The sequence below is a fragment of the Cryobacterium sp. TMT2-15-1 genome, from assembly GCF_004402345.1.
Taxonomy (GTDB): domain Bacteria; phylum Actinomycetota; class Actinomycetes; order Actinomycetales; family Microbacteriaceae; genus Cryobacterium; species Cryobacterium sandaracinum.
In genome coordinates, this window is the sequence record NZ_SOGD01000019.1 from 30291 (window position 1) to 44435 (window position 14145).

A 14145-nucleotide genomic window follows, 5' to 3' on the forward strand; every position below is an offset into this window, starting at 1 on the left:
TCAACTGACGAGGATTGACCTGAATTCGACCGGCGGTCCGTCCTGGTAGTTCTTGCACAGCCAGAAATAGCCTCCCCGGTAGCTCGCATCATCGATGTCCATCGACCAGCCCTCACCGTCAAGTCGCAAAATGCGAATACTGTTTGCGAGGACTTCGATCTGGAGACGCACCCATTCCGAAGCCCGGGGTGGGGCAGTCAGCACCGCTTTCAACCGCGTGCCCTCGGTCGTCCCCGCGACCCGGCTGAACAATTCAAGGGAGCCATTCGCCCGAAGAATCATGTGGTACCCGGGCACATCGCTAGCCGCCCTGACTCGGTAGGGCCGGTCGTCTGCGGCACCAAAGGCGATCCCGGCGTGCTGCTCCGCCCTCGGGAGCGACTCCGGCCAACGGAGCTCACACGTGATCCGATACGAGCCGGGACTCACCGGGCACATTGAGCCCATTAGGTAGCTCTGCACCTCCCGGTGGCCCAGTGCCACGGATGCGGCGCCCGCATCGATCAGGGGCTGCACCTGGGTGCCCTCGTCAATGGTCCAGGGCAGGTCGCCGGCGGCCCGCAGCCCGGTTCCGAAGGAGTCACCTTGACTCCCCGCGGTCGTCCCGGTCACGTAGGGCAGATTGGAGCACATCATCCCGGCCACGCCCAGGTCGCTCATCCGGTCACGCATCGAGCGATAGTGCACCTCCCACGCAATAACCGGTTTTCCGAAGCCCACCAACATGGCCACCTGCGCATCCGTCGCCCGGTGTGAGACCCCGAGCAGATCGAAACGCGGTGCAAGTTCATCTGCACGCTCGAAAAGTTCCGGAGTGAAGTATCCCCAGGTTGTGTAACCGTGCTTGTCGGCCAGTGTGTATTGGGTTGCACCTGCCCATTGTTTCCAGACGAAATGGTCCGTGGAGTGCGAGTAGCTGTCCATGACCTTGAGCAGGGCTTCCGTGTTGGTGCCTTGCTTGTCTTCGAGAAAGATCACGTGCGTTGTGGCGAAGGCATCCAATACGTCCGCGAGCAACGGCAGCGGCTCCTTTTCAGCCGCTGGGCCGAGCCAGGCTCTCGCGTCGCTGCGAAGTTGCGACAGTTCCTCCCAGGTGACTTCCGCGATCGAGCGGTCGACACCCGTCATCCGCTTGGTCGTCAGATCGTGATGGCACACGAAGACGCCATCGGAGGTGGCGCTGACCGAGACTTCGATCGCTTCGGCCCCACTGGCGATCGAGCGGCTGTACGAATCGAAGCTGTGCTCAACCCAGTTGTCTCCGGAGCCACGGTGAGCTACATAGAACGGTGTCGTTCCGAGGAGATCTCCGATCGCATATCGTGCCGCAGCAGCCGGGGGAACGGAGACCGCGGGCGTTGGCACTGGTGCGGCTTGGCAAGCCGACAGCAGCAGCGTCGAGGCGCCGGCCAGGAGGAGCTGTCTGCGGTTCATCGACGGCAGGAACGGAGCACGGCTGGTGTCAGCCGTGCTCCGCCCCTCGGTACCGCTGGACATTCAGCCCGCTGTGTAGGTCAGGGTGAGCAGTGGGCGATAGGTGGCGCTGGTGCTGTTGGTCGACCACAGCCGGAGGTTGTCCAGGCCGGCACTGACCAGCGCGACGGACACCGTTGAACCAGTGAGAGCTCTCAGCTGCGCCGCATCGAGCGGGACCGAGTAAGCCGTGTTCGTCGCCGATGCGCCGGTGAGGCTCCCCAGGTCCGGTCCCAGACCGGTGGGTCGGTTGTTCCAGTTCACCGTGCCCTCCGTCCAATTCCCACTCAGCAGCTTGAACATCTGGGCGTCCACCGAGGCGGCGGTCGAGTCGGTCGAGGTTCGAACCCGCAGGGTCGCCCCGCTGAGCACAGTGCCCACCGGCGCCGCCGGGATTGCGAACTTCAGGTACGACTCGATCAGCGACGTGCCCGCCCCCCGGGACGACAACTGGCTATTGGACCCGAAGTTGGTCGTGGGAAGCACCTGGTACGTCGTCGAGTCTTCGCTGGCACCGGTCGTAAGGACCACCGGTCCCACAGGGGCGGCCTGAACCGTCGCCTCCACGGCACCAGAGGCAGCACTCACATTGCCGGCGGCATCACGCGCCACCACCTTGTAGAAGTAAACCCCCGCAGCCAGACCGGGATCCGAATACGACGCACCCGAGACATCCGCGATCTTGCTTGACGCATCAGCGACGAACTCGGCCGTAGTCCCTCGGTACACCGAGTAACCCGTCACCGTGACATTGTCTGTCGACGCCGTCCAGGCCAACGAAACCGCACTCCCCGACACCGACGCCGTCAGACCAGTCGGAACGCTTGGTGCGACAGTGTCGGGGGTCGCCACCGTCGCGGGAACCGACGCGGAAGCCGGACTGGCGTTGCCTCTGGCGTCGTAGGCGATCACGACGTAATGATACGTACCGTCGGCGAGCCCCGGATCCGTATAGGACGAAGCTGTCACGTCGGCGATCTTGTTGGTGGCGTCAGCGACGAAGCCGGATGCAGACCCGCGGTGCACCGCGTAGCCGGTGACGCCGACATTGTCTGTTGACGGAATCCAGGCCAACGCGACGGAGCCGTTTGAGACGGTTGACGTCAGGCCGGAGGGAGCGCTCGGCGCCATGACGTCGGGAGCGGTGTTGGAGCCCAGCTCATAGTGAGCCGCGACGGCCGCCGCGCTCAGGGCCGACGGATAGACCGCCATTTCGTCGAGCGTGCCCGCAAAGTAGGGACTCGCGGGCTGCGAGGGCCAGCTGTTGAGGTTGCCACCACCGGCACGCCAGTAGCCGTCAAACGCCTGGTTGAAGTTGGTAGGGTTCGAGCCGACCTCTGTGCCATCCAGGTAGAGCTTCATCCCATCGGGTCCCTGCGTGCCCACTACGTGATGCCAGGCGTTGTTGTTGAATCCCGCCGGTGATTCGATGAGTTGGAAGCCCCCGACGTACACGCCGAAGATGATGCTCCCGGAATTGGTCATGTAGATCTGCTTGTCGTAATTCGAACCCTGCCCGGTTGCGACATTCTCAAAGCCGACGATCTTCCCGCCGGATGTCGTGTCCGTCTTGAACCAAGCTTCCGTGGAGAACTGGGCAACCGATGAGCGTGCGGTCTTGGTCGCAATGCCGCCGTCCTGAGTTCCGCTGGTCTGCACGGCAGTCCCGACCTTGATCGCCTTCGGCTGCTGCAGCTGGACTGCAGCGCCGTAATCTCCTTCGCTCTGGGCGTCGGACGATGAGTCTTTCGCCGTGCTTCCAGAGGTTTCGTCGAGGCGCCAGTACACATCAGGCTCGTCCGTGTAGATCCTGGCTCCGTACGCGTCTGTCGGGGCCGGCGGAACGGCGAGGGTTCCCCCAGCGAGAGTGTAGTGCTGGGCGATCTGCGCGGCGCTCAGGGCGGATGCATAGACCGCGGTGTCGTCTATCTGGCCGCCGAAGAAAGCGCTAGACGGCTGGCTGGGCCAGCCATTCAGGTTGTCGCCACCGACATGCCAGTTACCGCTGTATTGCTGGCTGGTGCTGGTGGCGTTCTGGCCCACCCGGACGCCGTCCACGAACAACTTCATCCCGGACCCGCTCTGGGTTGCCACGATGTGGTGCCACTTATCATCATTGTACGACGAGGCCGTCTTGATCGTTTCGGTGCGACCGATGTAGACACCGAAGGTCAGGCGACCCTGGTTATCCATGTAGATGTGTTTATCGTAATTCCCGCTCAGGTTCGTGTTGCCAGTCCCGGTGCTCGGCCGACCATCCCCGAATCCGATGATCTTCCCCCCTTGGGTGGATGTCGTCTTGATCCAGGTTTCGATCGAGTAAGTGGTGGGTGCCGGTTTCTGCTGGTCGCTCCAGATGTAGCTATCAGTCCCATTGAACGTAGCGGAGGTGTTGGTGTCACCGACGATCGCGCCAGGCGCCCGGTAGGTGACGCCGTTCTTGTATAGGCCGTTCAGGCCGGTGACCGTCGCACCGGACTTGTCCTGTGCCCAGGGACCGGAAACCTCATCCAGACGCCAATACAGCCTGGCTCCGTCCTGGATCACCTGAGTGGGATAGTCAACCCCCTTGGTGACGGCGCGGGCTGCTACTGACGCCGACAGCGGACTGGTGTTGACCCCGTCATTCGCCGTCACCCGGTAGGTGTAATTCGTGCCCGCGGCGACATTCGTGTCAACGACGGTCACCTGGGGACGGGTCCACCACAGCGAGTTGGCTGGTCCGGTCCAGATTGGGGTCGCTCCGCCGTTCCGGTAGACGTTGTACGTCAAGGCACTGTCGTCAGGGTCGACCACGGTGCGGAAGCGAATCTGATTGGCACCCGAAGTGAGCGCCTCGGCTGCAACGACCGGGGTGGGCGGCGCACCGACGTCATCCGGACCGAAGCGTGTGAGTCCCTGTTGGACTACGCCGTTGATGACAGTGAACTCACCGCCGTACCAGAGGTACTTCTTTCCCGTTGTGGCGCCGGTGGCAATGGTGAGAGCACGCGGGCCGATTCCTTCGCCCGTACCGTCATTGGAAGTCGGGAACCATCCCAGCAAAGCCGCGTCCGAGGTGTTCTGTGCCATCAAAAACATCCGTCTCCCGTCAGGAAAGGCGTTGTTCGATGAGCAGTCGTGCGCGTGACTCGCGGAATACAGGGTGCCCTGGTATTCGAGCACCGCCTGCGTTGCGCCCAGGCAGTTGTCCCGCCAGGTCTGGTCGAGTGTGCTCCAATTGACGGCGAAGCGACCGTCGAAGACTCCGCCCCCCGTTCCTTCGTTGCCCCCGTAGAACGCCGTGCCGTCCGACCACAGGGTCTTGGTCACCGAGGTACGCGGGATGAAGCCGAGGGGGTAATTACGCACGTTTGCGCCGGTGGTCGCATCGACGACCGCGATGGAGTGGGAATCCTGGTCATTGACCGTGAAAAAGTCCCCACCGATGGCTACCCTGCTGCGGTCGGGAGAGACGGCCACGGCCCGCCCGACAGTGTCAGCCGCCGGGGCCCAGGGCAGAAGCGCGCCCGACGTCGCGTCCACCGCTGCAAAGCGCTTGCGCGCCTGGCCGCCGACGGTCTGGAACTCCCCAGCCAGGTACAGGGTGGACGAGGTGGCAGCCATGCCGCGGACGAGGGAAGACACCCCCGCCACCCGGAACGGCTTGACGGTGCAGGCGACCGGGTCGATCGCGGCTACCCGCGCGGCGTTCACCCCGCCGACGGAGGAGAAATTGCCCCCGATGTAGATGGTGTTGCCGTCGGGTGAGGCAACCACCGACCGCACGGTCGGCGTGGCCCCATTAAGGGTCATGGCGAACTGACAGCTGTCAGGGGCTCCTGTCTCCGCGTTGAAAATCGCAAGCGTTCCCTGGTTCCTCGGCACTCCCGCACCGCCGCTGGGCGGCCTGATCTGAGAAAATGTTCCGCCCGCCACGACTTTTCCGTGCACCGTTCCGACTCCGTAGACAACGCCGTTCGTCTGCCAGGTCGACAGGTTGTCCGCACTGAAGGCGACGCCGCCGGAGAGCGCCGACGCCGGTTGTGGCACGGGACTCGCTATGACGAGTCCGGCCACGACAGCCACGGTCGTGAAAATTGCGGCAAGCTTACGCATAGCTACCTATCCCTCGGGTGAACAGCCTCATCGCCGAAAAGCTCTGATGACCGCGAATGAACTATGGAATCCAGCCTCACGCGGCCTTGGAGCGCTTTGGGTAAGAAAGCATTGCTCACGTTCAGCGAAAAGTGGGATCGGCGGAAACGTACGCCCTGTGCGCCACACCCGCAATGCCCCGGAGGAGTGACGTCCGACGAGGGGCTAACATGTGCCGAGGACGGGGCACGCTGCCCACGCTCAATCAATCCGAGGATGGCCCGTGATGACACAGTTTCGTGAAGCTCACGCACAGCTTGCGAGTGCGCAGAAGGCACAGACCGGGGTGTCGCTGTACACGCGATACGTCAATCGACCGTTGGGGCGCGTGCTGGCCTCGGTGTGTTTTGGGCTCAGGATGACGCCCAATCAGGTGACCGGGCTGTCGGCCCTTGCGACCGGGGCGGGTCTTGTTCTCCTGGTCAGCGGAGAACCAAGCCCGATCCGAGCCGTCGGCGTTGCGGTCCTCCTCGTTCTCGGCTTTGCGCTGGATTCGGCAGACGGTCAGGTCGCGCGCCTGACCGGCCGCGGTTCCCCCGCTGGCGAGTGGCTCGACCACGTCGTGGACGCCGGCAAGATCGTCGCCGTCCACGCAGCGATCCTCATCACGGCGTACCGCTTCTGGTCCACGGAGCCGATCTGGTATCTCGTGCCCCTCGCATTCCAGGTCGTGTCCGTTGTCACCTTCGTGGGTGGCCTGCTGACTGAGCTGCTCCTGCGCCGTTCAGCCAACGCAACCTCCACGACCTCGGCCATCGGCGAGGGCGGGGCTCGTCGCCCCTCGAGAGCCAGGGCCATTGCTCTGCTGCCGGCCGACTACGGGATCCTCTCGCTCAGCTTCATCCTCACTGGCTGGCCCGGTGCTTTCGTGGTGGTCTACAGCCTTCTCTTGGCCGCCAACGCGCTGATCATGGCGTTACTGCTCGGCAAATGGTTCCGGGCACTGTCTGCCCGCGGCTAAAGCGCGTCTTCCACCGTTTCTCCCGTAGCCGGGATGAAGACCCGACTGGTTCCCGTGGTCGAACGCTCGAACCACTCACCGTCGATCGGCCCGCGGAGCGCGGCCGGAACACCCGCCCATAGTCCGGGCAACCCGCCCGATCTCGCACGGGCGAGCACCGATCCTCCCGCCAGGACCGACCGATCCGGCAAGATAGCGCCGCCGAAGAGCAGACAGCGCGCTCCGACGAAACTCCGGGCTCCAATTCGCACCGGATATGCCGCCTGAGCATTTCGTCGAACGTCGATGCTGTGCGTCACAATCTTGGTTTCGTGCCCGGCGACACTGGAGTACTCGCCGATCACTATGGAGCCGGAGCAATCGAACTGATGCCGGCTCGTAATTTTTGAATGAGGCCCCATTTCCAGTGCCGCGCCGTCCGGGTAGAGCCGCTTGTACACGGGGTGGGATGAAAAAACGTTCAAGCGGCCGATGGTTGCGTGATCACCGATTGACACCCGGCGCATGTTTTTGAGCAGGTTCCATCGGCCTATCCGGCTGTTCGCTCCCATCGAGACCTGTGTGACCCGAAGGACGAGACAGGATCGCGCCATTGCGGTCGGATGAATGTCGTGGCCGATCGAGCGAAGGAGCCGGTTCTTAGCCGTGCTCGCCGGCAGCGCCCAAGCCAGCGCCCTCATCGCGTCTTTGATCTGACTCAAGAGCCGCTCACCCCGATTTCCGGAACCATTGTCACGTCGAGCGCATCCTCGCTGCGCTGGGCGATTGCGCGGCGCATGCCCATGAGTTCAAGCAGAAGCCTGAGCGAAAGCCCAGCGAAAATACCACAGAGCGCCCCCTCTGCCCCCCAGGACACGGCTCCGATCGCGACGCAGGGTAGACCGACCAGAGTTCCGATGGCCGTCGCCCTGGTCACCACATCGAGTCTGCGCAATGCCGCCAGGCAGGCCTTGCTGACGACCGCCTCGATCAGGCTCACTCCGGTGATCAGCGCCATCAGTATCAAGGTGACAAAGGACGGTTTGATCTGGCCGCCGCCGAGCCAACGCACCAGTTCCGGGGCTACGGCCAGCATGAGACCGGCGAGCGCAACCGCGAACACCACGGCGGCGACCAGCCCCGTCCTGACTCGGCGGACGAGGTCCTGCCTTCGAGCTTTGGGCACCCAGCCCTGGAGGATCGTGACGAATGGGCCGAGTCCCACGATCACCTGGCGCTGCACCTTCTCGACAACGGCGTAAACCGGCTGCGCGCCCGGGGCGATCAACGACACAATGACAATCGGGGTCGAGGTATACAGCGAGGAAAGCACGGTCGAGGTGACACCCAGCCGCTGCGAAGAAAGCACCATCCCTATCCGCCTGCGCGGAAGCGACCGGAGTTGACGGAGCCTCCACGGTTGCAGGATCCATATGGTGGAGGCCACGAATGCCGTCACCATACCGATCAGCTGCCAGAGCACACCCACGAGAGCACTCGACCCGTGAGTCATGTAGAAAATGCCGATGCCGGTCCCGAGAACCCGCGGGACGGTTTCGAAAACCAAGAGTCGGTACGGTTGCATGAGACCGACGAACCACCAGTTCGCGGTCAGTCCCACGGTCGCCGTGGACAGGGCACCGACTCCGGCGAAGATGGCGTAGTCGCGACCGACACCCCAGGCCACCAAAAAAACAAGAAGGCCGACGGGCACAATGATCAGCAGCTTGCAGATAACCGACTCCGCATATGCGGTGAGTCGCATGTTCGCGTCTGCCCTCGCCACGGAGGCCGGCCCGGAGAGACCCCAGCCGTAAGCCACGATAACCGCACCCACGCCGCCGATGGACTGGCCTGCCGCAATCATTCCCCACGCTGCCGCGCCGCTTGCCATGACCATTGAGGGGATGACCGCAAGCGAGACGACAGCCAGGAGCACCATCGAAATCGAGTATCCAACGATGGTGTTCATGCTGGCGCGAACGCGCCTCAGCCGTCTACCCCTCGGCGCACCTGCCTTCATCGGACCCTCATCTCGCCTGCCCACGCTCAGTTCGACGGGGTTGCATGCGAACAAGCTAGCAGCACATGGTTCAACGGGATATCTAGCCGCTGATCGGTTGTCTGCGTACACTGACCGTCATGTCAGTCAGCGACGCGAGACCACCGATGGCCCAACCGTCAGGTCTCCCTCGCCGGAACCTGGCCGGATTCTCCGGCGCAGGCTACGAACGGGGGCGGAATTCGCTCTGGCAGATCGCCTGGCTTCTCCTCTCCGGACTCGTTGTTGTCCGGTGGTGGTGCCCGCCCCGTCTCCGCGTGGCGCTCCTTCGGCTTTTCGGCGCCACGATCGGTGACAATGTTTTGATCCGCCATCGCGTGCGCATCCACTGGCCATGGAAACTGGTCGTCGGTGACAACTCGTGGATCGGTGAAGAGGTCTGGATTCTGAATCTCGAGCCGGTGATCATTGGCAGTGACGTGTGCATTTCCCAGGGTGTCATGCTGTGCACGGGCAGCCATGACCGCACCTCGCAGACATTCGAATTCGACAATGCGCCGATTATCGTGGAAGACGGCGCCTGGATCGCGGCCAGGGCAACAGTTCTCCGAGGAAGCCGGATCGGCCATGACAGCGTTATCGGCGCGACGGCTCTCGTCTCCGGGACCGTGCCCGCCCGGGCACTTCTGCGAGCTCCGCGCGCGGAACGACCAGCACTCTCACAGGACCGGGACCAGACCTGAATGCGTGTGCTCTCCATCGTGACGCTCGTCAGTCCCAACGGTGAGTATGGAGGTCCCGTTCGCGTCGCGTTGAACCAGGCCAAAGCCCTCCGTGAAGCAGGCCACGACGTAGTGGTAGCCGGCGGCGCCCGCGGATTCGGCGAAGCGGCCCCCCATGAATTCGACGGGGTGCCGCTCCGTCTGTTCCCCGCCCGAACGATCATCCCAGGTATCGGTTTCGCCGGCCTGTGCGCACCCGCCCTGCAGCACTGGCTCAAGCAGGCCGCGCGCTCGTTCGACGTTGTGCACATTCATGCCGCCCGTGACCTCGTCACGCTCCCTGCGGCGCGCTGGTTGCGCAAGGCCGGGATACCGTACGTGGTGCAGACTCACGGAATGATCGACCCTTCAGACAGTCCATTGGCGATTCCTCTGGACGCGTTCGTCACCCGACCGGCTCTGAGGGGGGCGAAGGTGGTGTTCTACCTCACCGACCAGGAACGGAATGATCTCAGTGCCGTTGCGGGCACGGCGCTCAATCTGAAGCATCTCGCCAATGGCGTACCGGCGCCGGGGAGCGCGAACGGTCCCGCTGAGGGCACGGAAGTTCTCTACCTAGCCCGACTCGCCCGCCGGAAACGCCCGCAGCTCTTCGTGAAAATGGCGCTCGCACTCGCTGATGAATTCCCGACGGTGTCGTTTACCCTGGTCGGTCCCGATGAGGGAGAGGGGCCAGCGGTACAGCGCCTCATCGACGCGGCCGGTCGTAAAGGCGTACTGTCCTGGGAGGGACCCCTGGCCCCGGGTGCAACCAACGAACGGTTGTCGCGGGCCGCCGTATACGTTCTGCCTTCCATCGATGAACCGTATCCGATGTCAGTTCTCGAAGCCATGTCACTCGGCGTGCCAGTGGTCATCACGGATAGCTGCGGACTCGCTCCGGCGGTCACTGAGATCGGATGCGGAATTGTGGTGGATGACTCTCTCGAGGCTCTCGTCGGCGCCGTTGCAACGGTTCTACGCGACGACGTTCTGACTCACAGCATGGGCCGCGCCGGCGCGCTGGCTAGCCGGAACCGGTTCGGGATGCAGGCGATCGCTGAAGCTCTGGCCACTTCGTACCGCTGAGCGAGTCGCTTCCGGGGGGCCTGCCCGGCTGTCGGACGAAAAGCAGACACGCCAACGCGACCGCCACCACTCCCGTCGCCTGCAGCAGCGAACCGCGCAAGAGAATTGTCATATAGACCGGAAAGATCGCGCCGACAATGGCCCAATAGCCCGCGGCATTGAACGCGGGGAGAAGTCGACTGTCCATGACACGCAGGGAGTAGCCCAGCAGGAGAAAACCCACGATGAGTACGCTGATACCTCCATTGACCAGGAATTCCGCCCAGAGTGGGGCAGAGAGGTTCTGAAAGCTGTAGCCGCGATATTGGGCAAGCAGAATTCCCGTGTCCACAGGCTTGTCCGACCAGACGCCTCGGGGCACCCAGAAGAGAACACTGCCGAGCGCCTGGCGCCCCGGTTCAATCAGCCCGTCAAGGCCGTACGAGAATGCATTGGCGACTTGCCAGAATGCGTCATAGTCAGGGTTCCCCTCGTACTCCCCGAAGAAACCGTTGCGCACCAAGTTGACTTCCGGGCGCCGGAAGGCATCCGCCAGAGGGAACAGAAAAATCAATCCGACGAGTGCTGCAGTCAGGGTCGCTCGAACACGCGCGACGGTGAGCAGGGCTCCCGCGAAAACGGCGAGGGCGAAGAGGACAGTGCCCAGGCTGTAGCGTGCACTGCTGACCGGATTCACGACGGTGAGAAGGAGTGCAATCCCGACAACGATCAGGCCGCGATATGCCATCGACAGCGGCCCCGTCGTCCTCCGCCTCAGCTGCACGAGCGCACCGATGCCCACCAACAACGGATAGATAGCACCGGCGTACATGATCGAGCGCACCGCGGGGTCCGTCCACGCCGCTGAACGCGCGGCAAAGGCTTGATCCCTGCTACCGAAAAGCGATCCCGCACCGACCCTGGAGATGAAATACAAGCTGAGTACGATGCCCGCGCCGACGAGCACCAGGGTCGGCCAGGTTCGCACCTGGGTCACCACCCGAACGGGGGCACTCCCCCGTTCTCGAATCCCGGTCGTCAGCTTGTTGCGCTCATGCCCGTAGGCACCCAATCGCCCGATTTCATAGCAGGCGACGCCGAGACAGACCAAGGCGGCCGTAGGGAGCTCGAGCGACTCGTCGATACCTTGCGTCGTCCGCGAGATGAGACCACTTCGGATCTGGACGGTTGGAGCAATCCCCATGAAGACGTAGACGAACATCCAGAAGAAGAAGTCGAACAGCATCGGACGGCCGACAACGATGATGAGGGCGAGTCGCAGACCCGCCCACACGACGAGGATCAGAGTCAGAATCCACGCCTGTCCTCTGCCGACGTCTGGCACCTGTACCAGGAGAGCCAGCGGCACGACAGCGGCAAGGATTGCACCGAGAACGGTGACCCCGAGGACGGTGCGAAAAGTCGTTGCCGACCCCGACGTCCCGACGGTTGCGCCGGGTCCAGGTTCCGTCACGAAAGCGCAGTTTTCACACGGACTGCAATTGCGGCATGACCTGCTTCGTTCACACTGACACCGTCACTTGCGACCATCGATGGATCGAGAACATTCGGTTCGAGCAGACTAACGTACGTGGCGCCGACGCGCGCCGCGGCGGCGCTAACCTCACTGTCCAATTCGGCTGCCCGACTATCGTCCATACCGTTGAGCGCCGCCGGGCCGACTACGACCAGAGTAGCATCGGGCACTCCGACGCGCAGGGCGGCAAGTGCGGCATTGATGGTTGCCACTGCTTCAGGCAGATCCACATTCGTGCCGGCCCGCTCCGCCGCCACCACGACGACGGAGGGATTCAGGCCGACGGTCTTGGCCACCAAGTCCTGGTAGCTCGGACACGGCGAGGGCCCACAGGTTCCGGGTGTGACTCCAAACGCGATGACACCTTCTTTTGTCGCGAGATTGACCTCTTGCCAGCCCTTGTCTGCAGCGAGCCCAGTCGACCAACGGGTGGCCTGGCCGCTGACTCCGGCTCCCGAGGTCGATGCCCCACCGAGGAACACGGCCGTAGGAGCACGTGGAACGGCGGTGATGGTGGGGTATGGGTCTTTCGGCGCTCCTGCGTCTTCCGTGCCGACCGGTTGCAGCGCGAGGAGTGCAAGCCCGATGGCACCCACGAAAAGCACGGCGACGACGAGAAATTTCCACCACCGAGGCCGCATGAGACGTCGGGCTATCATGTGCTCATAGTGGCACGCATATGCCCCCCCTACGTGGGTCGCTGTGATAACGAGGTTCTTGATAGAGTCTCAGTATTGGCTGGTCAATCCGGTGCCGCTCGACACGGTGAAGGGCGAACGCGTGGATCAACGTGGATTCTGGAACCTCTTGCGATCTCGATGGGTTGCGCTCGTCACATTCACCATTCTTGGCGTCATCGCCGCTTCGGTCTACGTGCTGACCACCGAGCCTGAGTACTCCGCGGAAGCAGAGTTATTCGTTTCGGCAATCGGTAGCGATAACACCAGTGACCTCGCGCAGGGCAGCAATTATTCACAACAGCAGGCCCGCAATTACAGCATCATGGCGACCCGCCAGATCGTCTTGGACCCTGTGATAACCGCGCTTGGATTGAAAACCACTGTCGGTGAACTTGGTGATCGGGTATCTGCCTCGGTGCCACTGAACACGTCTCTCATTTCGATCGCTGTCACGGATACCTCGCCGGACCGCGCCGCCGCCACTGCCGACGCGGTGGCGACGAGTCTGGTCAATACGGTGATCCGTCTGGTCCCGAAAAGGAGCGACGGCACTACACCATTACGCCTCGAGTCCGTGCAGAGTGCGACGACACCCACCGCGCCTTCCGCCCCCAGCCCGTCGATCGCACTGGCATCCGGATTGCTGGGCGGCTTCGTTGCCGGGCTCGGCTTCATTCTCCTGCGGGAGCTGACGAGCGCAAAAGTGAGAACCGCGGAACAGCTCAGGCAGTTCGGTCTGACACTTCTCGGGACGATTGTGTACGACCGCGGGAGTGTCAACAACCCGCTGGTCCCGCAACGAGGCTTCAGCCCCATTCGGGCCGAGGAATTCAAGCAGGTCAGAACGAACCTGCATTTCCTCCAGGCGAATGAGCGCCACAAGGTGTTCGTCGTCACCTCGTCCATTCCCGGCGAAGGAAAATCCGTCACGGCGGCGAACCTCGCCATCACACTCGCGGCCTCCGGCAGCCTGGTGTGTCTGGTCGAAGCGGACCTGCGGAGACCGTCCCTGGCCGACTATTTCGACCTCGAGGGATCGGTCGGTCTTTCGACTATTCTGGCCCACGACGCCGACGTGGATGATGTCCTCCAATCCTGGGGGCCGGACGGCCTCCAGATCCTGTTGTCAGGGCAGGTTCCCCCGAACCCGAGCGAACTGCTTTCCTCCACACACGCCCAACAGGTTTTCGCCTCGCTGCGCGACCGGTTCAACGTCGTCGTCATTGACTGCCCGCCTCTCCTGCCCGTGACTGACGCAGCTATCCTCGGAAGGTATTTCGGCGGGGCAGTTCTCGTCGTCGGGTCGGGAAAGGTCGAAACGCGGGAACTCCGGAAAGCCGTCGAGAGCCTCAAAACGGCAGGGACTCCGGTGCTCGGCGCGATCCTGAACCTGGCACCCGCTCGGCTTCTCGGTCGAAATCGAGGCAGGTATTACATGCCGCACACGGCGGCGGAGCAGGAGCCGTCACGTGAGGAACAATCCGTCCGCAGCCACGAGGAAGAAGTCGCACTCCGCAAACGGTAGCGATGTCACACGATCTACTCGA

The 14145-nt window shown here is 63.2% G+C and carries 10 protein-coding genes; 4 read left to right on the forward strand and 6 right to left on the reverse strand.

Going from position 1 to position 14145, the window contains the following annotated elements:
- A complete protein-coding gene (locus tag E3O62_RS03910; RefSeq protein WP_134397608.1) occupies positions 1-1497 on the reverse strand; it encodes a glycerophosphodiester phosphodiesterase family protein in 1497 nt (498 codons plus the stop codon).
- Entirely contained in the window at positions 1498-5571 is a 4074-nt protein-coding gene (locus E3O62_RS03915; RefSeq protein ID WP_134397609.1) for a LamG-like jellyroll fold domain-containing protein, read from the reverse strand. It abuts the gene before it with no gap.
- A 397-nt stretch (positions 5572-5968) separates the two neighbouring features.
- Between E3O62_RS03915 and E3O62_RS03920 the strand changes: the two genes are divergently transcribed.
- Positions 5969-6571, forward strand: coding sequence for a CDP-alcohol phosphatidyltransferase family protein (locus E3O62_RS03920; protein WP_233191494.1), 603 nt, complete (start codon positions 5969-5971; stop codon positions 6569-6571).
- Here the strand turns inward: E3O62_RS03920 and E3O62_RS03925 are convergent.
- Entirely contained in the window at positions 6568-7272 is a 705-nt protein-coding gene (locus E3O62_RS03925) for a DapH/DapD/GlmU-related protein (protein WP_104102499.1), read from the reverse strand. The genes E3O62_RS03920 and E3O62_RS03925 overlap by 4 nt on opposite strands.
- Positions 7269-8522, reverse strand: coding sequence for a lipopolysaccharide biosynthesis protein (locus tag E3O62_RS03930; protein ID WP_134397610.1), 1254 nt, complete (start codon positions 8520-8522; stop codon positions 7269-7271). The genes E3O62_RS03925 and E3O62_RS03930 overlap by 4 nt, the downstream gene beginning before the upstream one ends.
- A gap of 170 nt (positions 8523-8692) precedes the next feature.
- Between E3O62_RS03930 and E3O62_RS03935 the strand changes: the two genes are divergently transcribed.
- Both E3O62_RS03935 and E3O62_RS03940 read left to right on the forward strand, forming a co-directional pair.
- Positions 8693-9295, forward strand: a complete 603-nt coding sequence (locus tag E3O62_RS03935; protein WP_233191495.1) for a putative colanic acid biosynthesis acetyltransferase — start codon at positions 8693-8695, stop codon at positions 9293-9295.
- Entirely contained in the window at positions 9296-10402 is a 1107-nt protein-coding gene (locus E3O62_RS03940) for a glycosyltransferase (RefSeq protein ID WP_134393994.1), read from the forward strand. It begins immediately after the preceding gene.
- Here E3O62_RS03940 and E3O62_RS03945 read toward each other — a convergent pair.
- Positions 10341-11855 (reverse strand): hypothetical protein, encoded by a 1515-nt coding sequence (locus tag E3O62_RS03945; RefSeq protein WP_134397611.1) that lies wholly within the window; start codon positions 11853-11855, stop codon positions 10341-10343. The genes E3O62_RS03940 and E3O62_RS03945 overlap by 62 nt on opposite strands.
- Positions 11852-12214 carry an SGNH/GDSL hydrolase family protein gene (locus E3O62_RS03950; protein WP_134397612.1) on the reverse strand — a complete coding sequence of 121 codons (363 nt, stop codon included), beginning with the start codon at positions 12212-12214 and terminating at the stop codon, positions 11852-11854. Before E3O62_RS03950 ends, E3O62_RS03945 begins: the two co-directional genes overlap by 4 nt.
- A 454-nt stretch (positions 12215-12668) precedes the next feature.
- Here E3O62_RS03950 and E3O62_RS03955 point away from each other — a divergent pair, with 454 nt between their 5' ends.
- The gene (locus E3O62_RS03955) at positions 12669-14123 is read left to right on the forward strand and encodes a polysaccharide biosynthesis tyrosine autokinase (protein ID WP_166786410.1); all 1455 of its coding nucleotides are present in this window, start codon (positions 12669-12671) and stop codon (positions 14121-14123) included.
- Positions 14124-14145: the final 22 nt, after the last annotated feature.